The organism is Streptomyces sp. NEAU-YJ-81 (assembly GCF_017592595.1).
GTDB lineage: Bacteria > Actinomycetota > Actinomycetes > Streptomycetales > Streptomycetaceae > Streptomyces > Streptomyces hygroscopicus_B.
In genome coordinates, this window is record NZ_JAGFNO010000042.1 from 20,301 (window position 1) to 45,104 (window position 24,804).

23 protein-coding genes and 1 pseudogene are annotated in these 24,804 nt (G+C 70.8%); 15 read left to right on the top strand and 9 right to left on the bottom strand.

The window, feature by feature from the left end; translation table 11 throughout:
- The first annotated feature begins 6 nt into the window (after positions 1 to 6).
- A complete protein-coding gene (locus J5X86_RS44875; protein ID WP_208522402.1) occupies positions 7 to 480 on the top strand; it encodes an SRPBCC domain-containing protein in 474 nt (157 codons plus the stop codon).
- Positions 481 to 508: 28 nt separating this feature from the next.
- Here the strand turns inward: J5X86_RS44875 and J5X86_RS44880 are convergent, their stop codons facing one another.
- On the bottom strand, positions 509 to 1,021 hold the full coding sequence (locus J5X86_RS44880; RefSeq protein WP_243983103.1) for a MarR family winged helix-turn-helix transcriptional regulator: 513 nt from the start codon (positions 1,019 to 1,021) through the stop codon (positions 509 to 511).
- Positions 1,022 to 1,172: 151 nt separating this feature from the next.
- Here J5X86_RS44880 and J5X86_RS44885 point away from each other — a divergent pair, with 151 nt between their 5' ends.
- Positions 1,173 to 2,366, top strand: a complete 1,194-nt coding sequence (locus J5X86_RS44885; RefSeq protein ID WP_374229455.1) for an FAD-dependent monooxygenase — start codon at positions 1,173 to 1,175, stop codon at positions 2,364 to 2,366.
- 39 nt (positions 2,367 to 2,405) lie between these two features.
- Here J5X86_RS44885 and J5X86_RS44890 read toward each other — a convergent pair.
- Positions 2,406 to 3,467, bottom strand: a pseudogene (locus J5X86_RS44890) (polysaccharide lyase family 1 protein); the annotation flags it as partial.
- Positions 3,468 to 3,686: 219 nt separating this feature from the next.
- Here J5X86_RS44890 and J5X86_RS44895 point away from each other — a divergent pair.
- Both J5X86_RS44895 and J5X86_RS44900 read left to right on the top strand, forming a co-directional pair.
- A complete protein-coding gene (locus tag J5X86_RS44895) occupies positions 3,687 to 5,417 on the top strand; it encodes a glycoside hydrolase 43 family protein (protein ID WP_308124925.1) in 1,731 nt (576 codons plus the stop codon).
- A 108-nt stretch (positions 5,418 to 5,525) separates the two neighbouring features.
- Positions 5,526 to 5,921, top strand: a complete 396-nt coding sequence (locus J5X86_RS44900; RefSeq protein ID WP_208522405.1) for a hypothetical protein — start codon at positions 5,526 to 5,528, stop codon at positions 5,919 to 5,921.
- Positions 5,922 to 6,028: 107 nt separating this feature from the next.
- Here the strand turns inward: J5X86_RS44900 and J5X86_RS44905 are convergent, their stop codons facing one another.
- Both J5X86_RS44905 and J5X86_RS44910 read right to left on the bottom strand, forming a co-directional pair.
- Positions 6,029 to 6,883 (bottom strand): hypothetical protein, encoded by an 855-nt coding sequence (locus tag J5X86_RS44905; RefSeq protein WP_208522406.1) that lies wholly within the window; start codon positions 6,881 to 6,883, stop codon positions 6,029 to 6,031.
- A gap of 165 nt (positions 6,884 to 7,048) precedes the next feature.
- Positions 7,049 to 7,780, bottom strand: coding sequence for a class I SAM-dependent methyltransferase (locus J5X86_RS44910; protein WP_208522407.1), 732 nt, complete (start codon positions 7,778 to 7,780; stop codon positions 7,049 to 7,051).
- 231 nt (positions 7,781 to 8,011) lie between these two features.
- On the opposite strand from J5X86_RS44910, the gene J5X86_RS44915 reads away from it, so the two are divergent.
- The 6 genes from J5X86_RS44915 to J5X86_RS44940 all read left to right on the top strand — a co-directional run bounded on the left by J5X86_RS44915 (position 8,012) and on the right by J5X86_RS44940 (position 15,407).
- Complete coding sequence (locus J5X86_RS44915) at positions 8,012 to 10,420, top strand: beta-L-arabinofuranosidase domain-containing protein (RefSeq protein WP_208522408.1); 2,409 nt, start codon at positions 8,012 to 8,014, stop codon at positions 10,418 to 10,420.
- A 218-nt stretch (positions 10,421 to 10,638) separates the two neighbouring features.
- Positions 10,639 to 11,271, top strand: coding sequence for a TetR/AcrR family transcriptional regulator (locus tag J5X86_RS44920; RefSeq protein WP_243983104.1), 633 nt, complete (start codon positions 10,639 to 10,641; stop codon positions 11,269 to 11,271).
- Positions 11,268 to 12,758 (top strand): MFS transporter, encoded by a 1,491-nt coding sequence (locus J5X86_RS44925; RefSeq protein WP_308124926.1) that lies wholly within the window; start codon positions 11,268 to 11,270, stop codon positions 12,756 to 12,758. The genes J5X86_RS44920 and J5X86_RS44925 overlap by 4 nt, the downstream gene beginning before the upstream one ends.
- A gap of 80 nt (positions 12,759 to 12,838) precedes the next feature.
- On the top strand, positions 12,839 to 13,297 hold the full coding sequence (locus J5X86_RS44930; protein WP_208522409.1) for a MerR family transcriptional regulator: 459 nt from the start codon (positions 12,839 to 12,841) through the stop codon (positions 13,295 to 13,297).
- 57 nt (positions 13,298 to 13,354) lie between these two features.
- A complete protein-coding gene (locus J5X86_RS44935; RefSeq protein WP_208522410.1) occupies positions 13,355 to 14,431 on the top strand; it encodes an aldehyde reductase in 1,077 nt (358 codons plus the stop codon).
- Positions 14,432 to 14,648: 217 nt separating this feature from the next.
- Entirely contained in the window at positions 14,649 to 15,407 is a 759-nt protein-coding gene (locus tag J5X86_RS44940) for a nucleotidyltransferase domain-containing protein (protein WP_208522423.1), read from the top strand.
- 199 nt (positions 15,408 to 15,606) lie between these two features.
- Here the strand turns inward: J5X86_RS44940 and J5X86_RS44945 are convergent, their stop codons facing one another.
- The 4 genes from J5X86_RS44945 to J5X86_RS44960 all read right to left on the bottom strand — a co-directional run bounded on the left by J5X86_RS44945 (position 15,607) and on the right by J5X86_RS44960 (position 19,223).
- Positions 15,607 to 16,242 (bottom strand): response regulator transcription factor, encoded by a 636-nt coding sequence (locus tag J5X86_RS44945; RefSeq protein WP_078638731.1) that lies wholly within the window; start codon positions 16,240 to 16,242, stop codon positions 15,607 to 15,609.
- Complete coding sequence (locus tag J5X86_RS44950) at positions 16,239 to 17,441, bottom strand: sensor histidine kinase (protein ID WP_208522411.1); 1,203 nt, start codon at positions 17,439 to 17,441, stop codon at positions 16,239 to 16,241. The genes J5X86_RS44945 and J5X86_RS44950 overlap by 4 nt, the downstream gene beginning before the upstream one ends.
- A 68-nt stretch (positions 17,442 to 17,509) precedes the next feature.
- Positions 17,510 to 18,028: a hypothetical protein gene (locus tag J5X86_RS44955; RefSeq protein ID WP_208522412.1), complete on the bottom strand. Its 519-nt coding sequence runs from the start codon at positions 18,026 to 18,028 to the stop codon at positions 17,510 to 17,512.
- A 175-nt stretch (positions 18,029 to 18,203) separates the two neighbouring features.
- Positions 18,204 to 19,223, bottom strand: a complete 1,020-nt coding sequence (locus J5X86_RS44960; protein ID WP_243983105.1) for a DMT family transporter — start codon at positions 19,221 to 19,223, stop codon at positions 18,204 to 18,206.
- A gap of 68 nt (positions 19,224 to 19,291) precedes the next feature.
- On the opposite strand from J5X86_RS44960, the gene J5X86_RS44965 reads away from it, so the two are divergent.
- The 5 genes from J5X86_RS44965 to J5X86_RS44985 all read left to right on the top strand — a co-directional run bounded on the left by J5X86_RS44965 (position 19,292) and on the right by J5X86_RS44985 (position 23,458).
- The gene (locus tag J5X86_RS44965) at positions 19,292 to 20,146 is read left to right on the top strand and encodes a LysR family transcriptional regulator (protein WP_208522413.1); all 855 of its coding nucleotides are present in this window, start codon (positions 19,292 to 19,294) and stop codon (positions 20,144 to 20,146) included.
- Between the two features lie 63 nt (positions 20,147 to 20,209).
- Positions 20,210 to 20,698 (top strand): MarR family winged helix-turn-helix transcriptional regulator, encoded by a 489-nt coding sequence (locus tag J5X86_RS44970; protein ID WP_208522414.1) that lies wholly within the window; start codon positions 20,210 to 20,212, stop codon positions 20,696 to 20,698.
- A gap of 124 nt (positions 20,699 to 20,822) precedes the next feature.
- Positions 20,823 to 22,313 (top strand): MFS transporter, encoded by a 1,491-nt coding sequence (locus J5X86_RS44975; protein ID WP_208522415.1) that lies wholly within the window; start codon positions 20,823 to 20,825, stop codon positions 22,311 to 22,313.
- A gap of 211 nt (positions 22,314 to 22,524) precedes the next feature.
- Positions 22,525 to 22,950: a hypothetical protein gene (locus J5X86_RS44980; RefSeq protein ID WP_208522416.1), complete on the top strand. Its 426-nt coding sequence runs from the start codon at positions 22,525 to 22,527 to the stop codon at positions 22,948 to 22,950.
- Positions 22,951 to 23,026: 76 nt separating this feature from the next.
- Positions 23,027 to 23,458 (top strand): hypothetical protein, encoded by a 432-nt coding sequence (locus J5X86_RS44985; protein ID WP_162952882.1) that lies wholly within the window; start codon positions 23,027 to 23,029, stop codon positions 23,456 to 23,458.
- Positions 23,459 to 23,541: 83 nt separating this feature from the next.
- Here the strand turns inward: J5X86_RS44985 and J5X86_RS52690 are convergent, their stop codons facing one another.
- Positions 23,542 to 24,735: a cytochrome P450 gene (locus J5X86_RS52690; RefSeq protein ID WP_208522417.1), complete on the bottom strand. Its 1,194-nt coding sequence runs from the start codon at positions 24,733 to 24,735 to the stop codon at positions 23,542 to 23,544.
- Between the last annotated feature and the right edge of the window lie 69 nt (positions 24,736 to 24,804).

Here is a 24,804-nt window from a genome sequence, read left to right on the forward strand (position 1 = left end):
GGGCGCATGTATGCCACGCGAGTCTCCAGACGCATGAACGCTCCGCGCTCGGCCGTCTACCGGGCGCTTCTCGACGCGAGCGCCGTCGCGGCCTGGCGGGTGCCCGACGGCATGACCTGCCGGGTGCATGAGTTCGACCCCCGCGAAGGCGGGACCTTCCGCATCTCGCTCATCTACGACGACCCGGCGAGCACCGGCAAGTCGGGCGGCCATACGGACACCTACCACGGCCGCTTCAGCCGGCTGGTGCCGGACGAGCAGGTGGTCGAGGTGTCCGAGTTCGAGACCACGGATCCCGCCCTGCGCACCACGATGACGATCACGACCACGCTCACCGACGCGGAGGGCGGCGGCACGGACGTCCACATCCTGCACGAGGGGCTCCCCGAAGCCGTACCGGCCGCCGACAACGAGCTGGGCACCCGCATGAGCCTGGACAAGCTGGCCGACCTCGTCGAGACGGGCCGGGCGTCCGGGTAGGAGGACCTCCGGCCGGGCGCGTGTCCGCTTATGCGGGCCGATCGTCGTCGAGGGAGTCCAGATGGGCGGTGAGGTCGTCGACGAAGCGCGCCAGAAGCCTGCCGAAGACCTCGCGGTCGTGCGGACTCCAGCCCGCGAGGGCGTCGCCGAACCACCCGAGGACGGTCCGCATATAGCGGTCGGTCGCCGCCGCTCCCTCGGCGGTCGGCTCGATGAGCCGAGCGCGCTGATCGTCCGGATCGGTGACCCGGTGGACCAGTCCGCGCCGCGCCAGCTCATTCACCTGCCGGGTCACATGGGGCCCGACGACCTGCATCCGTGCGGCGATCTCCCCCACCCGTAGTGGACCGCCCGCCACGTGCAGGGAGATCAGCACCGACATCGCGGGCCGGTCCACGGATACACCGGCGGCCTCCATGGCGCGCTCGGTCAGGCGGCCCCGGTTCACGGCACCGCTGAGCTGCGTCAGACGGGGCAGCATGGCCAGCAGGTCGTGTTCACCGCCGCCGCTCTGCCCGGCCTCCGGTTCCTCGGCGGTCATGCCCGCCCTCCACATCTACCTAAGTTAGGTATATAGTCATCCCATCGGCCCCGCATCCAGGGCCCTTTCACGCCACTAAAAAGGATACCTGAGTTAGGTATACGCCAGGCCCTCCCCGCAGGAGGGCCGGAGAGGAGTGCCCATGAGCGGCATGAACACCGCGCCGAAGCGCACGATCCTGGTCTCCGGGGCCAGCATCGCCGGCCCCGCGCTGGCCTACTGGCTCCACCGGTACGGCTTCGCGGTCACGCTCGTCGAGAAGGCGGCCGCACTACGCGGTGGCGGCTACCCCATCGACATCCGCGGCACCGCGGTCGAGGTCGTCCGGCGCATGGGGGTGCTCCCCCGGCTCCAGGACGCCCACGTCGCCGTCCGCCGGATCTCCTTCGTCGACGTGGAAGGCCGTCCGATAGCCGACCTCCGGCCCGAAGCGCTCTCCGGCGGCGAGGAAGGCCATGACCTCGAAATCCCTCGCGGAGAGCTGGCCGAGATCCTCTACGGGGCGATCCGCGACGACGTCGAACTCCTCTTCAACGACTCCATCGCCACCCTCCACGACCACGACGGCGGTGTGGACGTGACCTTCCGCGGCGGAGCCCGGCGCACCTTCGACCTGGTCATCGGCGCCGACGGCATCCACTCGCACACCAGGGGCCTGGCCTTCGGCCCCGAGGAGCCCTACCACCGCTATCTCGGCCACAGCTTCGCCGGATTCACCATGCCCAACCACCTCGGGCTCGCCCACGAGGGTCTCACCTGGAACGTGCCGGGCAGGACCGCCGTCCTCTACGCACCCCGCGACGGCGACCGGGTGCACGCCTTCCTCAGCTTCCTGCGCCCCGACCCGCCCCTCGACGCCTTCCGCGACCCCGCCGCCCAGCGCGACCTCGTGGCCGGGACGTTCGCCGGATACACATGGGAGATCCCGCGCATGGTCGCCGCCATGCGCGACAGCGACGACCTCTTCTTCGACGTGGTCAGCCAGATCCATATGCCACGGTGGTCCACGGGCCGGGTCGCCCTGGTCGGCGACGCCGCCTACGCGCCGTCGTTCTTCTCCGGCCAGGGCTCGAGCCTGGCGCTGGTCGGCGCGTACGTCCTCGCCGGTGAGCTGGCCACGGGCCCCGACCACGCCGACGCCTACGAGAGGTACGAGCGCACCGTGCGGTCGTTCGTGGAGATGAACCAGGCACTCGCCACCGAAGGGAGCGCGGGCCTGTCTCCCCGTACCCCCGAGGATCTGGCACGGCGCAACGAGGCGCTGCGCGACCCGTCCCCCGTGCTCAACAGCAGGGGCCGGAAGGCGCACTCGGCACTGGCCCTCCCCGGCTACGACGCCACGTAAGGGCAGGTCACGCCGATATCGGCGCCGGCCGGGTCAGCCGGTGGTGCCGATGGCCTGGGTGGGGCCCGAGCCGGAGGTCACGATGGACGGCACCCGGTCGGCGGAGTCGAGGGTGTAGGAGTAATACGCCTTCGGGTCGAACGCGGTGCCGCCGTTCTCGTTGCGGCCGGTGGTGTTGACGAAGACGTTGCCGCGCTGGACCAGGGCGGCGGTGGCGTCCTTGATGACGGGGTTCTCGAAGCCCTGGAAGTAGCTGTTCTCCAGCACCATCTTGGTGTTCCCCCGGGCGTAGTTGCCGTAGGAGGAATTGATGTCCGTGCCGGGGTCGTCCTGCAGGTAGTTGTTGTAGAGATGCGCATGGGCGATGTTGTCGGCGGACGGGTTGCGCTGCTCGCTCTCGCGGAACCAGTTGTGGTGGATCGTGATGTCGGCCGTGGTGTTCTCCGTCCAGCCGATCCCGAAGCTCTTGTTGTTCTGCTGCAGCCGGTTCCAGGACACCGTGAGAAAGGTGGTGTCCTTACGGCTGTCGATCAGCCCGTCGGCCATATGCCGCAGTTCGTTGTGATCGATCCACACATGGTGGGCGCCGTCCATCTGGATGGCGTCCCAGTCGTGCTCCTTGTCGTTCCAGGTGCCCTCGTAGGAATCACGGATCGTCAGATTCCTGATGATGACGTTGTGCACGCCCTGGCCCAGGAAGAAGCCGCCACCGACGATCTGACCCGAGGTGCCCGAGCCCACGATGGTCTTGTCGGAGGCGACCTTGATCTCCTTGCCCTTGGGATCCATCGTGATCGCCGCGGCCACGACGATGACGTACGGCTCGGCTGCCGTCGCGTACTTCTCGAGATCGGCGAGGGTCCGCACGGTGACCGTACGGCCGTCCCGGCCCCCGTACGTACCGTTCTGCCCCAGCGCGCTGACGGATGCGAACCCGTCGGCGACATCGGCGCTCCAGGGCGCGGCGGCCGGTCCGCGCGTGCCCTCGGCGAATGCCCCCTCCCCCGGCAGAGCGACCGCGCCCGCCAGCGTCAGGGCCCCGATGATCGCTGCCAGCCCACGACGCCTGCCGCGCCCCACCGCCCGACGTTCGGCTTCCATGGCCCACCACTCCCACTGCTCGACGACATCTGCCGTGCGACTGTCGCCACCGCGCGGCAGGAGGTTGCCGGGGCCGCCCATTGTCCGGTGGCGGATTCTCGCCGGTCTTGCCCGGGCCATGGCGCGCTGACAGACTCCGACGGAAGACGGAAAGCGCTTACCAACGGACGCACCACCCAACCGACGGACGCATCCCCATGAGTCGCCCCGGAGGGAACAGTGAGCGAACACGGTCGCAGGCAGGTATTACGGACCGGCCTCGGCGCGGTCGCCGGATCGACGGTGCTCGGCGGAGTCGGCGCCACCACCCCGGCCTCGGCGACGCCACGGCCAGGCGGGCCGATCGAGGCAGGTGGCGCGGTGACGGCAAGTGAACCGGCCGCGGCCCGGACACATCTGCCATGGGTGGCCGACCTGGGGGACGGCCGCTATCAGAACCCGGTGCTCAACTCCGACTGGTCCGACCCCGATGTGATCCGGGTGGGCCCGTACTTCTATCTGGTCGCCTCCACCTTCAACCGCGTTCCCGGACTGCCCGTGCTGCGGTCGGTCGACCTGGTCAACTGGAGTGTCATCGGTCATGCCCTGACCGAGCTGGAGCCCAAGGACCACTTCAGCGAGCCGAGGCACGGCGAAGGGGTGTGGGCCCCGGCCCTGCGCCATCACGACGGCAGGTTCTGGATCTTCTATCCCGACCCCGACTTCGGCATCTTCATGGTGACCGCCACCGACCCGCGAGGGCCATGGAGCACACCGCGTCCGGTCAAACCGGGCAAGGGGCTGATCGACCCGTGTCCGCTGTGGGACGACGACGGGCAGGCGTATCTGGTCCACGCGTGGGCGAAGAGCCGCAGCGGTATCAACAACCGGCTCACACTGCACCGTATGAGCCCGGACGGGACCGAGCTGCTCGACGCGGGCCGGATCGTGATCAACGGCGATGACCTCCCCGGCTACACCACGCTCGAGGGCCCGAAACTCTACAAGCGGGACGGCTGGTACTGGATCTTCGCACCTGCCGGAGGCGTCACCAACGGCTGGCAGTCGGCGTTCCGCTCCCGCTCCATCTGGGGCCCGTACGAGGACCGCATCGTCCTCGCCCAGGGCGACACCCCCGTCAACGGGCCGCACCAGGGAGCGTGGGTGACCACGGAGAGCGGTGAGGACTGGTTCCTGCACTTCCAGGACCGCGATGCCTACGGGCGGGTGGTGCACCTCCAGCCGATGCGGTGGCGCACGGACGGCTGGCCGGTGATGGGCACCGACGACGGCAGTGGCCGGGGTACGCCGGTGTTGGTGCACACCAAGCCCCGGGTGAACGGCCGGACGGAGGTCACCGCGCCGGCCAGTAGCGACGAGTTCACCGGGGCGGAGCTGGGCGGGCAGTGGATGTGGCAGGCGAACGCCGACCCGGCGTGGTGGTCGCTGCGCCGCTCCCCGGGCCGGCTCGCCCTGGTCTGCCAACCGAGCCCGGTCGCGGGTGACTTACGGCTGCTGCCCCATGTGCTGACCCAGCGGTTGCCCGCCGAATCGTTCACCGCGACGACCTCGATGAGCCTGTCGACCATGACGGAGGGGTCCCGGGCCGGGCTGGTGGTTCTGGGTGAGACCTACGCCTGGGTGGGCCTGCGCCACGACGGCGACCGGATCGTCCTCGTATGCCGTACCGCGGCCCAGGACGCCGCCGAGGTGGACGCCGTCACGCCGGTGCCGTTGCGGAGGGGACGCTCGGCCGTACGGCTCCGGGTGAGTGTGCGGCCGGGAGCGGTGTGCCAGTTCGCGGCCGAGGTGGACGAGCGGGGGTTCACGCCGCTCGGGGAGCCGTTCCCCGCGACCGCGGGCAAGTGGATCGGAGCGACCGTGGGACTCTTCGCCACCGGTCCGGCGACCGGCGGTAGGGGCGGTGTGGCGGAGTTCGACTGGTTCCGGATGGGACCGATTTCCTCATAGATGGCCGGGGGACGGGCCTTGGGGACCAGTCCCCGCCGGTTCGTGGTGCCCTGTCGGCGGAAGGGGCCGCCCAGGAGGGCGCCCGCAGCGGAAGCCGGGAGGAACACCATGCACCAGCGCATCGCCGTCACGGCAGCCCTGTCCGCGGCCCTCGTCGCCGTGCTCGCCAGTGCGCCCACCGCGTCGGCCGAGCCCAGTCCGCCCGACTGCCCCTCAGGGAACGTCTGTGTCTTCGACAGCAACGTGGGCACCGACGGTCCGGCCGTGATCAAGACGACCGGCAACTGGAGGGGCTCCCACCCGACCGGCATCGTCGGCAGCACGATCTTCAACAACGGCACCCGTCAGCCGGGCCACGATCACATCCAGGCCACCTGGGTCTTCAACGGACAGACGTTTGGCAGGTGCCTCCACTTCAACCCCGGCCCCGGCGACTACAAGTTGATCATCGGTTCCAAGGCCACCCTGACCAGCCTCGCCTGGCGCGGCGAATGTGACGGCTGAACGGGCCGACGTCCCCTGCCGGCCGGGCAGGGGACGTCGCCGAAGGCCCGGTACGGCTCGGATAACGGGACCAGGGGTCATGGTGAGCGGGTGCGGACACCGTCCGCTCAGAGGCCGTAGCGGCTCTTCAGATGGCGCCAGAAGTCACGGAGCATCCACTTGTCGAACTCCGTGATCTGCGTGGCGCTTCCCGCCTTCATGAGGAAGCAGCACTGGCCGGTCGGCGTCCAGTCGTAGAAGTCGTCGAGGCCGAAGGTGTGGCCGACTTCATGCAGGTAGATGTGGATGTTCTCCTGGTTCAGCGCACCGGTGAAGTACTCCTGTCCCACGCGCTGGCCCCAGTCCCCGCCGGCGCCACCCTGGAAGCCCTTCGTCAGCCACAGCGACTGGTCGTAGTGGCGGGCCGCACCACCCGGGCAGCGCGAGTAGTTACCGTCCTGGTGGAAGAAGCGTCCACAGTCGGGTGAACACTGCGGGGCGCCGCCACTGTCGAGGTTTCCGGCGTAGATGTCGACCGAGTTGTCGGTCCACTGGAGTGTCGAGCGGTTTTTCACGGCCCAGCCGACGATGTTGACCGGGACGTTGGTGTAGGGCCAGGCGTTGTGTCCCTTGCCGTTCTCCACCATGGCCGCCATCCACTTGGCGTACTGCTTCTTGACCGCGGCGTGGATCTGGTCGCGCAGCGCCGCGCTGACGGGTGCGTCGGACTCCCAGCGGACGCAGTAGTTGACGCTTCCCCTGTTGGCCATGACCTGGTCCCAGCCGTAGTTGCGGAAGCCGTAGAGATCCGGGTAGGTCGACTCGACGTGGTTCCACACCTCGCCCAGCGGCTGCACCAGGTTGGCGGGCGGGTTCCAGTCGTCGGCGACCCGCGACGGGGCGGCCGTCGCGACACCGGGCGCGGCGACCAGCGCGGCCAGGGCGGCCAGCACGGTGGCCAGGCGCGCGAGGAATGAGCGCACTGTGAACTCCCTTGGTTAGCTGACAAGTTGTCAGCCTCAGGTCGCCGCCACCGCCGCTTGGGTTGCCGCCCGTGCGTGCGATCCGCCGCGTACCGTGTGGGGCGCGTCCAGACCGGCCGGTGGCCAACGAACCCGCTCAGACCGGCCGGTGGCCAACGAGCCCGCTCAGACGGGCCGGGTGGCCACCACCAGTCGGCAGCGAGGGCTGCCGTCCACCCGTCGGCCGAGCTCCTCCAGTACCCGCAGTTCGACTTCGAACCCGGCCCGGACCAGCTCTTCCCGCACCTCCGCGAGCCGGAAGGTCCGGTAGTACATCACGAAGCGCGGCCGCCATACCGCGTTGCGCACCCGCATCGCGGTGTCGAACGCCAGGAGCTCCCAGTACTGCCGGGATCCCGGACGGGCCGGTGCCCCGATCGGGAAGGCGAACCGACCGCCCGGCCGGAGCACGGAGTGGACCTGGGCGAAAAGCCCCGGCAGCTCCCGCGGCAGGAAGTGGCCGAACGCCCCGAAGCTCACCGCCAGGTCGAACACCGGACCGAACGGAAGGGCACGCACGTCGGCGCGTACCCAGTCCATGCGCGGTGCCTCCGGCACCACCGGGGTACGGGCCCGGCCCGCGGCCAGCATGCCCGCACTGAAGTCGACGCCGGTGATCCGCTCCCGGCACACCTGCCGCAGCACGCCCATGCCCGCGCCGGTTCCGCAACACACGTCGAGGCCGCCGTCGAAGGGCCCGAGCCCGCGCAGGGCGCCGGTCACCGAGTCCAGCACCGATACCGGGGTCCGGTACCCGGTGTGGTCGAACTTCGGGGCCAGCAGGTCGTAGCCGTGCTCGACGGAGGACAACGCCTGGACGACGAGCTCACGGAAGGTAGGGCCCTGGGGTACGGACATCACGCTCAGCATAGAACCCCACCGGGGCAGGACGGTCGTACTCCCGGCTTGTCACACTCGCGACCTGCCGCACTCCCGGCTTGTCGCGCTCCCGGCCTGTCATGCACCTGGACAGGGCGCCGGTGGCGTGCTGTGATGCCCGACAACGATGTCAGGCACGACGTGTCTTCCTTGACATCCCTCGGCAATTCTTCGGCACTTCCTCGGCACCCCACCGACAGGAGCCGCACGATGCCCCTCGACCGACGTCGCTTCCTCCGCACCAGCGCCCTCACCCTCGGTGCCCCCGCGCTCGCCGCCTACCTGGCCCCGGCCGCCGTGGCATCCCCGGCATCCCCGGCCCAGCGGCCGAGGGCCCCGCTGACCGACGCCTTCGACCGGCTCCCGTCCGGGAGCATCACCCCGCGCGGATGGCTGGCCGAGCAGTTGCGTCTCCAACTCCATGGGCTCTGCGGCCGGTACGAGGAGCGCTCGCACTTCCTCGATGTCAACGCCACCGGGTGGACCCATCCGGACCAGGACGGCTGGGAAGAGGTGCCCTACTGGCTGCGTGGCTATGTCCCGCTGGCCGTGGCCACCCGTGACCAGGCAGCGCTCGCGAACTCCCGTAGGTGGATCGACGCCATCCTCGCCACCCAGCAGAGCGACGGCTTCTTCGGGCCGCGCTCCCTGCGGACAAAGCTGAACGGCGGCCCCGACTTCTGGCCGTTCCTCCCCCTTCTCATGGCCCTGCGCACCCATGAGGAGTTCACCGCCGACCAGCGCGTCGTCCCCTTCCTGACCCGCTTCCTGAGCTTCATGAACGCGCAGGGGCCGGGCGCCTTCGACTCCAGCTGGGTCTCCTACCGCTGGGGCGACGGGCTCGACACCGCGATGTGGCTGTACCGCCGCACCGGCGAGGCGTTCCTCCTCGACCTCGTCCACAAGATGCATACCTACGGGGCCAATTGGGTCGGCAACCTCCCGAGCCCGCACAACGTCAATATCGCCCAGGGCTTCCGCGAGCCCGCCCAGTACGCGCAGGTGACCGGCTCCGCCGAGCTCAGACAGGCGACCTACCGCACCTACGCGTCGGTGCTCGGCGCATACGGCCAGTTCCCGGGCGGTGGCATCGCCGGCGACGAGAACTACCGCCCGGGTTTCGCGGACCCCCGGCAGGGGTTCGAGACCTGCGGCATCGTCGAGTTCATGACCAGCCATGAGCTGCTGACCCGGATCACCGGCGATCCGGTCTGGGCGGACCGCTGCGAAGACCTGGCCTTCAATATGCTGCCCGCCGCCCTCGACCCCCAGGGCACCGGCACCCACTACATCACCAGCGCGAACAGCATCGATCTGAACAACGCGGTGAAGTCCCAGGGGCAGTTCCAGAACGGCTTCGCGATGCAGTCGTACCAGCCGGGTGTCGACCAGTACCGCTGCTGTCCGCACAACTACGGCATGGGCTGGCCGTACTTCGCCGAGGAGCTGTGGCTGGCCACTCCCGACAAGGGGCTCGCCGCCTCCCTCTACGCCGCGTGCCAGGTGAGCGCGAAGGTGGCCGACGGTACGACGGTCACCTTCACCGAGGACACCGACTATCCGTTCGACGAGACCATCAGGCTCACCCTGTCCACCCGCGAGAAGGTGGCCTTCCCGCTCCATCTGCGTGTCCCCGGCTGGTGCGCGAACCCGAGCATCGAGGTCAACGGCCGGGCGGTGGCCGCGGGCGGCGGTCCGGCCTTCGTCAAGGTCGACCGGAGCTGGTCGGACGGCGATGTGGTGACGATCCGCCTGCCGCAGCGCACCACCCTGCGGACGTGGTCCGGGCAGCACGACGCGGTCAGCGTCGACCACGGCCCGCTGACGTACTCCCTGCGCATCGGCGAGGACTTCGTGCGTTACGCCGGTACCGACGCCTTTCCCGAGTACGAAGTGCACGCCACCACGCCGTGGAACTACGGCCTCACCCCCGGAGCCCTTCCCGTCCTCACCCGCGACGACGGTCCGCTCGCCGCCAATCCCTTCACCCACGAGGGCACCCCGGTCCGCATGACCGCCCAGGCGCGTCGCATCCCCGAGTGGGTCTCCGACGACGAGCAGGTGGTCACCCCGCTGCAGCAGAGCCCGGCCCGGGCCGACACACCGGCCGAGACGGTCACCCTCATCCCCATGGGCGCGGCCCGGCTGCGCATCACCTGCTTTCCGACGGCCTCGCCGGACGGCCGGACATGGACCCCGGAGCCGCCCTTCCGCCGTCTGCGGAACAAACACAGCGGCAAGGTGCTGGCGGTCGACGAGATGTCCACCGCCAACAGCGCCCGCGTGGTGCAGTTCGACAACACGCCGACGGGAGACCACGCCTGGCAGTGGATCGACCGGGGCGACGGCTGGTTCCTGATCCGCAACGGCCACAGCGGCAAGGTCCTGGGCGTCGACCGGATGTCGACCGCCAACAGCGCCATCGTCGTCCAGTACGACGACAACGGCACGGCCGATCACCTCTGGAGGAGGGTGGACAACGGCGACGGCTGGTTCCGCGTCCTCAACAAGAACAGCCAGAAGGTGCTGGGCGTCGACGGCATGTCCACCGCCAACAGCGCCCAGGTGGTGCAGTACGACGACAACGGAACCGATGACCATCTGTGGCGGCTCGTGTGATCGGGCCCGGAACATGACGTCGCGGGCGCGGCGACACTCCATTGGAAGGTGTCGGCACGACGTCAGCGGATGAGGCCATCGGCGCCGGGCCGTCCGCCCGGCGCCGTGGCACCTCCGCCCGCCCCGCGCTCAGCGCCGGGTGGCCCCCGCAGGCACTCCCCTCGTGGCTCCCCACAAACGCATTGACGGAGTGAGTACTCACTCCGTACGGTATCGGCATGGCAGAGAACTCCTCCACCCCGCCCCGGCGCCGTGCGCCGGCTATGGATCCCGACCAGCGCCGCGCGATGATCGTCGCCGCCGCGCTCCCCCTCGTCGTCGAATACGGCGCCTCCGTGACGACGGCGAAGATCGCCCGGGCCGCGGGCATCGGGGAAGGCACCATCTTCCGCGTCTTCGAGGACAAGGACGCCCTGCTCGCGGCCTGTATGGCCGAGGCCGTGCGGCCCGATGACACCGTGGCCCATCTGGAGTCGATCGCCCTGGATCAGCCGCTGACGGACCGGCTCGCCGAGGCGGCCGATGTGGTGCGCGGGCACATGGCCCGCATCGGCGCGGTCGCCGGAGCGCTCGCGGCGGCCGGGCGGCTGGAACGCGCCGCCCCCAAGCCCGATAAGGACGGGCGCCTCCCGGACCGCGAGGCGAGCCTGGCCCGGCCGCGCGCGGCGCTGGCCGCGCTCTTCGAGCCCGACCGGGACCGCCTGCGGCTCGCCCCGGAACGGCTCGCGGACGCCTTCCAGCTGACGCTGATGTCGGCCGGGCGGCTGGGCGCCCCCGACCCGCTGACCACCGAGGAAGTCGTGGACCTCTTCCTGCACGGCGCGCTCGCGGCGTCCGGGGAGGCCAGGTGACCGGACTCGACGCGTACGAGGAACTCCCGCCCCGCCGCCGGACCCTGGTCACACTCGCCCTGCTGGGCTGCGCCTTCCTGGCCATGCTGGACGGCACCGTGGTCGGCACCGCGCTGCCCCGCATCGTCGAGCAGATCGGCGGAGGGGACGCCTGGTATGTCTGGCTGGTCACCGCCTATCTGCTGACCTCCTCCGTCAGCGTGCCGGTCTACGGCCGCTTCTCCGACCTCTACGGCCGCCGCCGGCTGCTGATCGGCGGGCTCACCGTCTTTCTGATCGGCTCCATCGCCTGCGGCCTGTCCGCCACCATGCCGACTCTGATCCTTTCCCGCGCGCTCCAGGGCCTGGGCGCCGGAGCCCTGCTGACCCTCGGCATGGCCCTGGCCCGCGACCTCCACCCACCGTCCCGCCCCCAGGGCCTGATCCGGATGCAGACGGCGATGGCCACCATGATGATCATGGGCATGGTCGGTGGCCCGCTCCTCGGCGGGGTGCTCGCCGATCATGTCGGCTGGCGCTGGGCGTTCTGGCTCAATCTCCCCCTCGGGCTGGCCGCCATCGCCGTCATCGCCCTGGCCCTGCCCGACCGCCGTCCCGCCACTCCGCCGTCCGGACGGCTCGACGCGGCGGGGATCCTCCTCCTCGCCGCCGGGCTCTCCCTCGCACTGACCGGCCTCAGCCTCAAAGGCAACGCGACCGCAGGGCACGCGCCCTCCTGGACGGATCCGGCCGTCATGGGCTGCCTGCTCGGCGGTCTGGCCCTGCTCGCCTCGCTCGTAGCGGTCGAGCGGCGGGCCGCCGTCCCCGTCCTGCCCCTGCGGCTGTTCCGGCACCGCACCTATACGGCCCTGCTGACCGCCGGATTCTTCTTCCAGGTCGCCGCCCTGCCGGTGGGGATCTTCCTGCCGCTGTACTTCCAGCACATCCGCGGCCACTCGGCCACCGCCTCCGGTCTGCTGCTGCTCCCCCTGCTCATCGGCATGACCCTGGGCAACCGGCTCACCGCCGCCACCGTGCTGCGCAGCGGACACGTCAAACCGGTCCTGCTGACCGGAGCGGGGCTGCTCACCACCGGCACCGCCGCCTTCCTCGCCCTGAGGGCCACCACACCGCTCGCGCTGACGTCCGTTCTGCTGCTGCTCGTCGGGCTCGGCACCGGACCGGCCATGGGCGGGCTCACCATCGCCACCCAGAACTCCGTCCCGCGCGCCGACATGGGCACCGCCACCGCGGGCTCCGCCCTCACCAAGCAGCTCGGTGGCGCGGTCGGCCTGGCCTGCGCCCAGTCCCTGATCGGCCACTCCGGCACGGCCGCGCCCACCGCGACGGCCATCGGCTCCACCATCGCCTGGAGCGGAAGCGCCGCGGGGCTCCTCGCCCTCGGGGCGCTGCTCCTCATGCGCGACATCCCCATCTCCACGCCCGGACGGCGCCCCGGCGCGCCCGCTTCCCCGTCTGCCGTCGCCACGCCCGGGACGTCCCGGTAGCCACCGGCCGGGCGCTTGCGGCGGGGCCTGCCGATCGGCTCGCTTGACCTCAAGCGCTTCAAGTGTCGGATGCTCGACATATGACAGCGACGGAGACAGAGACAGAGGTCCGGGGCTCCCCGATGACCATCCAGCAGGTGTCCAGGCTGAGCGGTCTCTCGGAGCCGACACTGCGCTACTACGAGAAGATCGGCCTGATCCCCGCGGTGGACCGCGACCGGGACAGTGGCCACCGGCGCTATCACCCCGGCGTGGTGGAGACGATCAGGTCACTGGGGTGTCTGCGATCCACCGGTATGAGCGTGCAGGACATGCGCGCCTACCTGGGCCACCTCGACGAGGGCGCGCAGGGCGCCGCCCCGCTGCGCGACCTCTTCCGGCGCAACGCGGAGCGCCTGGAGCGGGAGATGGCGCTGATGGAGATCCGGCTGCGCTATCTACGGCTCAAGGCGGGCATGTGGGACGCCCGGGAGCGCGGCGACGCCGACGCGGAGCGCCGGGCGATCGAAGAGGTCACGGGCGTCATGGACGCACTGTGAGAAGCAACCGTATGGGACAGGAATCCACAGCAATCCAAGGAAGGCAAGACGATCCCCGTGTCCACTGACTCCGATATCAACAACAACGACACCGACGGTGGCGAACTCGTCCTGGTCACCGGTGGCAACGGCTATCTCGGCACCCATGTGATCAGCGGCCTGCTGCGGAGCGGCCATCGGGTCCGCACCACCGTCCGTTCGCACGGCCGGGCCACGAGCGCCGAAGCGAGCGTACGGTCGGCCATCGCGGCCTCCGATGTCGATCCCGGCGGGCGGCTCGATGTCGTCAGCGCCGATCTGACCGCGGATCACGGCTGGGACGACGCGGTGGCGGGGTGCACCCGCGTCCTTCATGTCGCGTCGCCGTTCCCCTCCGTCCAGCCGGAGAACGCGGACGACCTGATCGTCCCCGCTCGGGACGGCACCCTTCGTGTGCTGAGGGCGGCACGGGACCACGGTGTGAAGAGGGTCGTGATGACGTCCTCGTTCGCGGCGGTGGGATACAGCGCGAAGGACGGGGACGAGTACGACGAGAGCGACTGGACCGACCCCGCGGACGACAACGCGCCCTACATCCGGTCGAAGACCATCGCTGAGCTCGCCGCCTGGGAATTCGCGGAGAAGGAGGGGGACGGCCTCGAAGTCACGGTGATCAACCCGACCGGGATCTTCGGTCCGACACTCAGCCCCCGGCTGTCCGCCTCGACAGAGCTCGTGCGGGCGATGCTGGCGGGAGAGATGCCCGCCGTCCCCCGTACGCACTTCGGCGTGGTGGACGTGCGCGATGTGGCCGACCTCCATCTGCGGGCCATGACACATCCCGCGGCGGCGGGACAGCGCTTCCTGGCCAGCGGCGACCGGGCCGTCAGCTTCCTGTGGATCGCCGGAGTGCTGGCCGAGCACCTCGGCGAGCGCGCCGCCCGAGTGCCCACGCGGGAGCTGAGCGACGAAGAGACGCGGATGGCCGCCGGCTCCGACCCGTCGGTGCGGGAAGCGGCGGGGCAGGCGGGGAGCGTACCGATCCTGCGCACCGAGAAGGCGCGTTCCGTCTTCGGCTGGACCCCGCGTGACACGGTGACGACCATCCTCGACACCGCGGAGAGCCTGTTCCGCCTGGGCCTGGTGAAGGGCTGAACCGCCCCTGGCCGTGCCGCCCGCCCCGCCGTCCGTCGGTGTTCCGGAGCGCCGGGCTCGGGTCCGGCGGGGGCGGTAAGGTCGGCGTCATGAAGTGATGACCCGGCGCACCGATCGCGATCCGCGTGAACGCCGTACGAGCCTGTGCTCCGGCGTCCGTTCGGTGTGCCCGCCGCACCCGTCATCCACTTCGCACGATCGGATCCGTATGACCGACATGACCAACATGACCGACGACATGTTTCTCGACGAGGTCGCCGAGCGGCTCGCCGCCCTGCCCGCCGTACGCGCCGTCACCCTCGGGGGCTCACGTGCGCAACGCACCCACACCCCGGAGAGCGACTGGGACCTGGCCGTGTACTACCGGGGCGGCTTCGACCCGGCCGACCTGCGGGCCGTCGGCTGGGAAGGCGAGGTCTCCGGGATCGGCGAGTGGGGCGGTGGTGTCTTCAACGGGGGCGCCTGGCTGACGATCGACGGACGGCGCGTGGACGTCCACTACCGCGACCTCGAGGTGGTGGAACACGAACTCGCCGAGTCGCGGCAGGGCCGCTTCCGCTGGGAGCCGCTGATGTTCCACCTCGCGGGCATCCCCAGTTATCTGGTGGTGGCCGAACTCGCCCTCAACCAGGTGCTGCGGGGCGCCCTGCCCCGCCCCGAATACCCGGCGGCGCTGCGCGAGGCGGCGCCCCCGATGTGGCGCGGGCGCGCGGCTCTGACACTGCGGTACGCCTCGGCCGCGTACCTCGGACGTGGCCAGGCCACCGAGGTGGCGGGGGCGGTGGCGACCGCCGCCCTGCAGACGGCGCACGCGGTGCTGGCGGCGCGCGGTGAGTGGGCCACCAACGAGAAACGCCTCCTCCAGCGGGCGGGCCTGCGCGGCATCGACACGATCGTGGCAGGGCTGCGGCCGGAGCCCGTCGCCCTGGCCGAGGCGGTCGCCGACGCGGAGGCGTTGTTCGCAGCCGCCGACTGAGCGGTGGCCTGGGCGCGTTGGCAGCGCGGCGCCTCGGCAACGCCGCGCTGCACCCGCACACCGGCGCCTCGGCAACGTCACGCCGCATACGCACAAATGCCACGCCGTACACGCACACCGGCGCCCTCGGCACGAGCATCCGCTGCTACGCCCACACCGGCTCCAGGGTCCGCGGTGAGGTCGAACGACGCACCCGGGCTCAACCGAGTCCGTGCCGGTGCGCGTAGGCGATGGCCTGCCCGCGGTCACGGCTGCCGGTCTTGGCGAAGACACGGTTGACATGGGTTTTGACGGTGGCTTCGCTGACGAACAGCGATCGGGCGATCTCGCGGTTGGACAGGCCCTTGGCCATGCAGATGAGCACTTCGGCCTCGCGTGCGGTCAGCCCGGCGGGCAGTTCCCCCGACCCGGCGGCGGGCTGCTGCCGGGCGAGTGCGACGAGGCGGGCGTGTACGGCGGGGTCCAGGAGGGCCTGCCCGCGGGCGGCCGCCCGCAGCGCCCGATCGACGTCCTCGCGCCCGGCTTCCTTGGTGAGGTAGCCCAGTGCTCCGGCGGTGAGCGCCGCGTTGATCGATTCGTCGTCGATGAAGGTGGTCAGCACGACGACATGCGTCGCGGGATGGTCCATGGTGATGTGCCGCGTGGCTTCGATGCCGTCCATGTGGGGCATGCGCAGGTCCATCAGCACCACGTCCGGGGAATGCTCGGCGACCGCGGCCAGGGCCTGCCGACCGTCGCCGACAGCGGCGACCACTTCGACGTCGGGCAGCCGCTCGCAGATGGTGACCAGTCCGTCGCGGACGATGGTCTGGTCGTCCACGATGATCACCTTCACGCCGGGACCTCCGCTTCCACACTCCAGCCACCGGCTTGGGGACCTGCGTCCTTGGGACCTGCGTCTTCGGGACCTGCGTCGAGCGTGCCGCCGAGCAGTTCCACGCGCTCGCGCATGCCGGTGAGGCCGAAGCCACCGCCGATCTCGGCAAGCTCTCCGGCCGGATCGACGCCAGATCGTACCGTTGCCTCATTGGTGACCGTCAGACGGGTGGACGATTCGCCGAAGGCCAGGGTGACCGTGACGGCGGCGCCCGGTGCGTGCTTGCGCGTGTTGGTGAGTGCTTCCTGGGCGACCCGCAGCAGGGCTATTCCGGCCGCCGGCGGCAGCGGCCGTACGGAACCGGCGATCCGGAAGTCGGCGCCTTCGTCCGTGGCGAGGGCGGTGAGCTGTTCGTCGAGGGCGACCGGCTCCTCGCGCAGCGCCCGCACCGCCCGGCGGGTCTCGTCCAGGCCCTCGACGACCAGCCGACGGGACCGGCCGATCGCGGCCCGCACCTCGTCGGTGCCGGCGCCGTCCTCGACGATGGAATCAAGAGCGGTGATCTGCACCGACAGCGCCGACAGCGTGTGGGCCAGCACGTCGTGCACCTCCCGGGCGATCCGGTTGCGCTCGGCGAACAGCTCCGCGCGCTCGTGCTCGACGGCGCCGCGTTCCCACGCCACCGCCAGCTCGGCCTCGGACCGCAGCCGTTCCCGGCGCTGGCGGCGTACGACGCCCAGCAGCAGGCCGAGCAGCGCGGCCACCCCCACGGCGGCGAGCTTCGCGACGTCCTGTCCGTCGATGGCGAGGGCGACGGCGGCGGCAGCGATACCGAGGCCGGCCAGGGCCGTGGCGGGGAGCAGCCCCACCAGCATGACGGCGCACATCGCGGCCACCCCCACGACCACCGCGCCGAACGAGGCCCATGCCCCCGCCACCCCGCCACAGACCGCCACCAGGGCCACCGAGCACACACCGACCGTCGGTCGGCCTCTCCGCATGCCCACCAGCCAGCCGACCCAGCCCAGGCCCAGGCCCACGGTGACCACCAGCGCGACCAGGCCGCGGGCGTCGAGCCCAGGATGTGTCGCCCGCACCGCCCCGTAGATCAAGCCGCCCAGGGCGAGCATGCCCACGGCCCATTCCGCGGTCGGCTCATTGCCGTCCGGCCGGACGGACCGTCCGCCGGGTCCCGACCGGAGATCACCTGTACTCATCCGACCAGCATGCCGTGCCCGTGACCAGCCCAGCCCCAGGGGCCACCGCTCGCACCGTGGCCCGTCGCTCACTGGACGCCCAGCCGGCCCCGGTCCGACCCGAGGAGCGCCTCCCGTCCGCGCCAGGCCACGATGGCGGTGCGGGCGATCACCTCGGCGAGCGCCATCAGGAGAATCGCCGGGGCCCAGGCCGTCGGATCAAGGTGGTAGTCGGTCGAGAAGCGGCCGATCGCTTCGTCGCCGCCCTGCGTGGCGAATAGCTGGAAGGCCATACGGAAGCCGCAGCCCACCACCCACAGCACGGCCGCCATGGCCGTGGCGCGCGCGATGACCTCACCGGCGTCGTTGTGGTACACCCGGGTCAGCATCCCGGCCCCCGCACCCAGAGCGAGCCCGGTCAGCGTCGTGGCCACGATCAGAAGGAGATCGTTGCCCGACGTCGGGATCTCGTGCAGGTACTTCGTCGCCACCCACGCGACGAGCGCCACCGGCAGCAGCAGCGCCTTCGCCGTCAACCGTCGGCCACGCAGTTGCAGCAGCACCATGCCCACGAGGGCGATATCGATCAGCCAGTCCTTGATATCCATGCCGCCATGCTCGGCCGGAGCCCCCGCCGCACACGTCAACCCACAGGTCCACGCCGGGTGGACCTGAGCCTCCACCCACACCCGAGCACCGCGCTGTGAGCGGTGGCGTCGTACCCGCTGGGACGGGACCTTAAGCGGTGTCGCACACTGGCCGTCCGCGGTGGTACGCGGTCCTTCAGCCGCGCCGGGTGAGGATGCTCAGTGTGTTGGCCGCGACGATGGCGCCTATGCTCGTCCACTCCGTCCAGCCCAGGTTCTGCCCCAGGCCGACCCAGCCGACCAGGGCGGCGAGGACGGGGTTGACGCTCATGAAGAGCCCGAACGCCTGGGCGGGCACACGGCGCAGGGTGAACAGGTCCGCGAGGTAGGGCACAGCCGAGGAGAGGACGCCCGCGGTGACGGCGTACGCCACGGCGCTCCCGGTCGGCGGCTGATGGACCGCGACGGCGATTCCGACCGGCAGGAACATCAGGGCGGAGAGCCCTGCGGCCACCGCCGACCCCTGAGCGCCGGGGACCCGTCGGCCCACGGTGCGGTTGAGCAGGATGTACGACGCCCAGCACACGGCGGCCAGCAGCCCCAGCCCCATACCCAGGTAGTCGGCCGAGGGCCGCGGACGCATCAGTGTCACCACGGCGGCGGCCGCGACCAGCGCGCAGCACGCGTCCGCCCGGCGCCGTGAGGTGGCCAGCGCGATGCACAGCGGGCCGAGGAACTCCAGCGTCACCGCGAGCCCGAGGCCGATGCGGTCGATGGCGGTGTACAGGGAGAGATTCATGGTGCCGAACACCACGGCAAGACCCACCACCGGCCGCCACTGCCACCAGGTGAAGCTCCGCAGCCGGGGCCTGCCGACGGCCAGCAGGACGATCGCGGCGACGTACTGGCGGACGGCGACGACCCCGACCGGGCCGAGGACGGGGAAGGCATGGGATCCGATCGCGGCGCCGGTCTGGTTGGACAACCCGCTGCCGATCATCGTGGCCACACCGGCGAAGCGACGCGCGGTCGGCTGCTGATCGGGGTCCGAGGCCGGGTCCGGGTCCGCGTCCGGGCTCGGTCCCGGGCCCGGACCGAGGCCGGGGCCCGAATCCAGGCCAAGGCCCGGGTCGGAGTCGGCGGCGGTCGACGGGATCCGGTGTGCGGTTCCCGTCGATCGTGCGGTGGCGATACGTGACGCGGGAGCTGGTCGCATGCGTCGATCGTGCGCCGGGCCCACGCATGCACATAATGCGTTCGACGTCTTATCTATACGCTGGACGTATGGATGTGGAGCTGCGGCAACTGCGCTGCCTCGTGGCGATCGTCGACGAGGGCACCTTCACCGACGCCGCCATCGCGCTCGGCGTCTCCCAGGCGGCCGTGTCCCGGACCCTGGCCTCGCTCGAACGCGCCCTGGGGACACGGCTGTTGCGGCGGACCTCCCGCGAGGTGACCCCTACGGGCACCGGGCTGCGCGTGGTGGCACACGCCCGGCGGGTGCTGGCCGAGGCGGACGGCCTGATCCGGGAGGCCATATCGGGCCACGCCCATCTGCGGATCGGCTACGCCTGGTCCGCGCTCGGCCGCCACACCCCCGCCTTCCAGCGCCGCTGGGCCCAGGCATACCCCGAGACGGATCTGCACCTCGTCCGTGTACATTCCGCCACCGCCGGGCTGGCGGAGGGCGCCTGTGACCTGGCCGTCGTACGCAGAGCCCTCGACGAGCGCCGCTTCGACTCCGCCATCGTCGGGCTGGAGAGGCGGCTGTGCGCCGTGGCGGCCGACGACCCCCTCGCCAGGCGCCGCTCGGTCCGGCTGGCCGACCTCAGCGGACGCACCCTGCTGGTCGACCGGCGGACCGGCACCACCACCGCGGAGCTGTGGCCGCCCGACTCCCGTCCGGCCACGGAGGAGACCCACGACGTGGAGGACTGGCTCACGGTGATCTCCGCGGGCCGCTGCGTCGGCATGACGGCGGAGTCCACCGCCAACCAGTACCCGAGGCCCGGTATCGCCTACCGGCCGGTCCGGGACGCCGAGCCGATCGCGGTACGCCTCGCCTGGTGGCGGGACGACCCGCACCCCGCCACCCAAACCGCGATCGAGCTGCTCACCACGCTTTATCGCAACGGCTGACTCCACCCGGGTAAGGACTGTTCCGGATAATCCAGTACGGATCGAATTGTTACCCTGGGCCATATGACCGCGATGGCGCCCACCCAGAACGAACCGGACCTGTCGTTCCTCCTCGACCACACCAGCCACGTCCTGCGCACCCAGATGTCGGCCGCGCTCGCCGAGATCGGACTGACGGCACGGATGCACTGCGTGCTGGTCCACGCTCTGGAGGAGGAGCGCACCCAGGCACAGCTCGCCGAGATCGGCGACATGGACAAGACCACGATGGTGGTGACGGTGGACGCCCTGGAGAAGGCGGGTCTCGCGGAGCGGCGCGCCTCGACCCGGGATCGCCGGGCCCGGATCATCGCGGTGACCGAGGAGGGCGCGCGGATCGCCGAGCAGAGCCAGAACATCGTGGACCGCGTTCACCGGGAGGCGCTGGCGACGCTACCCGAGACCCAACGCGCCGCCCTGCTACGGGCCTTGACCCGGCTGACCGAGGGGCATCTGGCCGCGCCCGCCGAGAGCCCCCGCCCGGCCCGGCGGGCGCGCCAGAGCGAGAAGTAGCGCCGCACCCAAAGACCGCACCCAGAGCCACACCTGGAGCCGCGAGTAGAACCGAAACAAATAGTCTGCAACAAAACCATCTGCTACGGTCACTCCTGTCGCGTCTACCGACAGGAGTGACCGCATGTCCGCCACCGCGTCCGAGTCCGCCCCGCCCTCTTCCCGTGTCCCTCCATCACGCCAACTGGCCCTCGGGGTCGTCGCCACCGGGATGCTGATGGTCATCCTCGACGGCAGCATCGTGACCGTGGCCATGCCCGCCATCCAGGACGATCTGCGGTTCTCCCCCGCCGGGCTGAGCTGGGTCGTCAACGCCTATCTGATCGCGTTCGGCGGTCTGCTGCTGCTCGCGGGCCGCATCGGCGACCTCATCGGCCGTAAGCGCATGTTCCTGGCCGGCACCGCGGTGTTCACCGCGGCCTCGCTTCTGGCGGCCGTGGCCACCTCCCCCGCGGCGCTGATCGCCGCCCGGTTTCTACAGGGGGTCGGCAGCGCGCTGGCGTCCGCGGTCAGCCTGGGCATTCTCGTCACGCTCTTCACCGAGCCCGCCGAACGCGCGAAGGCCATCGCCGTGTTCAGCTTCACCGGCGCCGCCGGAGCGTCAATCGGCCAAGTGCTCGGGGGCCTTCTCACCGACGCGCTCAGCTGGCACTGGATCTTCCTGATCAATCTGCCGATCGGACTGCTGACCCTCGCGGTCGCCATATCCGTCCTGCCCGCCGACCGCGGGCCCGGTCTCGCGGCCGGTGCCGATGTCCTCGGCGCCCTGCTCGTCACGGCCGGGTTGATGCTGGGCATCTACACCGTCGTCAAGGTGGCGGACTACGGCTGGACGGCGGCGCATACGCTCGGCCTCGGCGCCGTCTCGCTCCTCCTGCTCGCCCTGTTCCTGGTCCGCCAGGCCACCGCCCGCACCCCATTGATGCCCCTGCGGATCCTGCGGTCGCGCGGTGTCGCGGGGGCCAATCTGGTCCAGGTCCTGATGGTGGCCGCGCTCTTCTCGTTCCAGATCCTCGTCGCCCTCTATCTGCGGAATGTGCTGGGATACGGCGCCACCAGGACCGGTCTGGCCATGCTCCCGGCCGCCCTCGCCATCGGCGCGGTGTCACTCGGCGTCTCCGCGCGGCTCAGCGCCCGCTTCGGCGACCGGGCGGTGCTGCTCGCCGGGCTGGCGCTGCTGGCCGGGGTCCTCGGGCTGCTCATCCGCGTCCCCGTGCACGCCCGGTACCTCCCCGACCTCCTCCCGGTCATGCTGCTCGCCGCCGGTTTCGGGCTGGCTCTCCCCGCGCTGACCAGTCTCGGGATGTCCGGTGCGAAGGATGACGAGGCCGGGCTGGTCTCCGGGCTGTTCAACACCACTCAGCAGATCGGCATGGCGCTGGGCGTCGCGGTGCTGTCCACCCTGGCGGCCTCCCGCACGGACGCGCTGCTCGCCCGGGGCAAGGGCCGGGCCGAGGCGCTGACCGGCGGCTACCACCTGGCCTTCGCCGTCGGAGCGGGGCTCATCGTGGCGGCCTTCGCCGTGGCGTTCACCGTGCTGCGAGGGCCTGCGTCGAAGCGCCCCGACGCGCCACGGGAGGCCAACCCGCCCGCCGCACCCGTCACCACCGCCTGACCCCCTCGTCTCCCCTTCCGAGCGAGGGGTGCGCCCTCATGGCGTCGGCCGAGACCACGAGCCCGACGAACGGCGCCGGGACGAAACCCTGCCCGGACACGGTGAACATCGTGTCCGGGCCGTACGTATCGGGAGTGTGGCGCACATGATGAACGCACCCGGCGCCGGGTGCGGAGGGCTCGGGTGCCCCCCCATGACGAGGAGAGACACCGTGAACGCACATCATCTGCCGTCCCGCCCGCGGACGCGGCGGTTCGGCGCCCTGGCCATCGCCGCGTCGGCGCTCGTCCTCGCCACGGCCTCCCCCGCCCTGGCCCACACCGAAGTGAGCGCCTCCGACTCGCACACCCTGGCGAAGAACGTGACACTGACGTTCGAGTCGGAGCCAGAGAATGCCGCCTCACTGCTGAAGCTCAAGCGCGCGGCTGTCGGCGCCGCCCCGTCCGCCTCACCCTCGGCTTCTACACGGCCGGAGAGCGAGGCGCCGGACTCGGACGGCGAGTCGCCCTCGAAGGCGGCGACGTCGGACAACGGGTCCCCGTGGCCCGCCGTGGGAATCATCATCGGCGTCTGTCTGGTCGCCCTGGCCGGAGGTTTCGTGCTGTTCCAGCAGCGGCGCGGCTCGGGCACGGAATGAGCCAAGGCGGCGTCCCGCCGCGCCGACGGCCCGGCGCCCCGGGTTTGCTGTCGGGCCGAGTGGTAACGCGGTGGACATGACCGAGAAGAAGAACGCACACACAAGTGTCAGGAGCGCCAACGCGCACGCGAAGGCCACCACCACCAAGGCCAAGGAGACGACGGCAAAGGCCAAGGACACCGCGGGCGAGGCGGAGACGACGGCGAAGACCGCCGCCGCGAGCGCCGCGACGACGGCCGCGCACACCGCTCATGTCGCCGCCGACAAGGCCCATGTGGCTGCCGAGAAGGCCGTGGCCACCGGTCGTACCGTGGCGGCTGAGGCCCCCAAGAAGGCTGCCGCGGCGGCGGGTTCGGCCTGGATGGCGCTCAAGGCGCGGAAGGTCCAGGCAGCCGTCGCCGGTGCGGGGGCCGCCGCGGCGGGCGCCACCGCGGTGGTCCTGCGCAGGCGCGCCGCACGTCGCCGCCGCCCGCTCGCACGGCTGACCGGTGGCCGGCTCGGCGTCTGAGGTCCGCCGTCGGCGTACGCGGCCTCTTTCCTCACGCGCCGGCCACCGCCGCCCGCCCCTGGCCTTCCGGCCACCGGCTGGGGCTACTCGGCCGCCCAGGTCACCGGCAGCTCGTGGACACCGTAGAACGAGGTGTTCTCCCGGTACCGGATCTCCTCCGGGGCCACCGCCAGACGCAGGCTGGGGAACCTGGCGAGCAACCGCTGCAGCAGCACCTTCAGTTCCACCCTCGCCAGTTGCTGGCCCAGGCACTGATGCACACCGTGTCCGAACGCGAGATGGGAGGCGTGCGGCCGGTCGAGGGCGAGGCGGTCGGGGTCGGCGAAGCGCTCGGGGTCCCGATTGGCGGTGGACACCAGACCGGCCACCATCTCGCCCTTCGCGATGGGATGACCATTGATCACGGCGTCCTCGGTGGCGGTGCGCACGGTGCCGAAGTTGTTGACGGGGAAGTAGCGGAGGAACTCCTCCACGGCGTCGTCGAGCAGGTCCGGGTTCTCACGCAACCGGGTCAGCTGCTCACGGTCCTGGAACAGCGCCAGCATGCCGAGGCCGATCAGGTTCTCCACGGGTTCATGACCGGCGAAAATGATGGTCATGGCGATGCCGACCACCTCCTCGTCGGTCAGCGCCCCGCCCTCGACCTCGCCGTGCAGCAGCCTGCTGATCATGTCGTCCGCGGGCTCGGCCCGCTTGGCGCGTACGAATCCCCGCATCTCGTCCCACCACGCGGTCGCCATCGCGCCGACGGCCTGGTCGTCGCCGCCGGTCTCCCTGAGCGTGCGTACCTCGTGGTCGAACTTCTGGTGGTAGGTGTACGGCACTCCGAGAATTTCGGAAATCACCATCGCGGGCACCGGGTTGGCATAGGCCGACACGAGATCGGCGCTCGTGCCCACCGCCTCCATCGCGTCGAGGTGCTGGTCGGCCAGCCGCTCGATCCGGCCGGTCAGTTCGCGCGCACCACGCACCGAGAACTCGGCGGTGAGCGTGCGGCGGTAGCGGGTGTGGTCCGGGGGGTCCATGGAGAAGAAGAAGCCCGCCGGTATCTCCGGGCTCATCGCCGGGAACGGCACCCTGGAGCCGCTGAACCGGGAGTCCGCCAGCATGGCCCTGATGTCGTCGTGCTTGGTCAGAAACCACATCACCAGGCCGCCGGGCAGCTCCAGTTTGCCCAGTTCACCCGCGTCCCGCAGTCGGCGGTGGTTCTCCGGAGGGTCGTACGGACAACGCCGTTCGGCCTTCACGGTCCCGGGAAGGGGCAAGGTCTCGCTCACTGTTGACTCCCTCGTATGTGCCTCAGGGGCGGATGGTGCGTCAGGGACGATGCGGTGTGTCCGCTCGTA

Excerpts from the sequence above, each read along its gene's own strand:
- J5X86_RS44965 (WP_208522413.1), top strand. The coding sequence starts at position 19,292 with ATGGATGTGGAGCTGCGGCAACTGCGCTGCCTCGTGGCGATCGTCGAC.
- J5X86_RS44875 (WP_208522402.1), top strand. The coding sequence starts at position 7 with ATGTATGCCACGCGAGTCTCCAGACGCATGAACGCTCCGCGCTCGGCC.
- J5X86_RS44900 (WP_208522405.1), top strand. The coding sequence starts at position 5,526 with ATGCACCAGCGCATCGCCGTCACGGCAGCCCTGTCCGCGGCCCTCGTC.
- J5X86_RS44975 (WP_208522415.1), top strand. The coding sequence starts at position 20,823 with ATGTCCGCCACCGCGTCCGAGTCCGCCCCGCCCTCTTCCCGTGTCCCT.
- J5X86_RS44970 (WP_208522414.1), top strand. The coding sequence starts at position 20,210 with ATGACCGCGATGGCGCCCACCCAGAACGAACCGGACCTGTCGTTCCTC.
- J5X86_RS44985 (WP_162952882.1), top strand. The coding sequence starts at position 23,027 with ATGACCGAGAAGAAGAACGCACACACAAGTGTCAGGAGCGCCAACGCG.
- J5X86_RS44920 (WP_243983104.1), top strand. The coding sequence starts at position 10,639 with ATGGCAGAGAACTCCTCCACCCCGCCCCGGCGCCGTGCGCCGGCTATG.
- J5X86_RS44910 (WP_208522407.1), bottom strand. The coding sequence starts at position 7,780 with ATGTCCGTACCCCAGGGCCCTACCTTCCGTGAGCTCGTCGTCCAGGCG.
- J5X86_RS44885 (WP_374229455.1), top strand. The coding sequence starts at position 1,173 with ATGAACACCGCGCCGAAGCGCACGATCCTGGTCTCCGGGGCCAGCATC.
- J5X86_RS44930 (WP_208522409.1), top strand. The coding sequence starts at position 12,839 with ATGACAGCGACGGAGACAGAGACAGAGGTCCGGGGCTCCCCGATGACC.
- J5X86_RS44950 (WP_208522411.1), bottom strand. The coding sequence starts at position 17,441 with ATGAGTACAGGTGATCTCCGGTCGGGACCCGGCGGACGGTCCGTCCGG.
- J5X86_RS44880 (WP_243983103.1), bottom strand. The coding sequence starts at position 1,021 with ATGACCGCCGAGGAACCGGAGGCCGGGCAGAGCGGCGGCGGTGAACAC.
- J5X86_RS44915 (WP_208522408.1), top strand. The coding sequence starts at position 8,012 with ATGCCCCTCGACCGACGTCGCTTCCTCCGCACCAGCGCCCTCACCCTC.
- J5X86_RS44940 (WP_208522423.1), top strand. The coding sequence starts at position 14,649 with ATGACCAACATGACCGACGACATGTTTCTCGACGAGGTCGCCGAGCGG.
- J5X86_RS44955 (WP_208522412.1), bottom strand. The coding sequence starts at position 18,028 with ATGGATATCAAGGACTGGCTGATCGATATCGCCCTCGTGGGCATGGTG.
- J5X86_RS44960 (WP_243983105.1), bottom strand. The coding sequence starts at position 19,223 with ATGCGACCAGCTCCCGCGTCACGTATCGCCACCGCACGATCGACGGGA.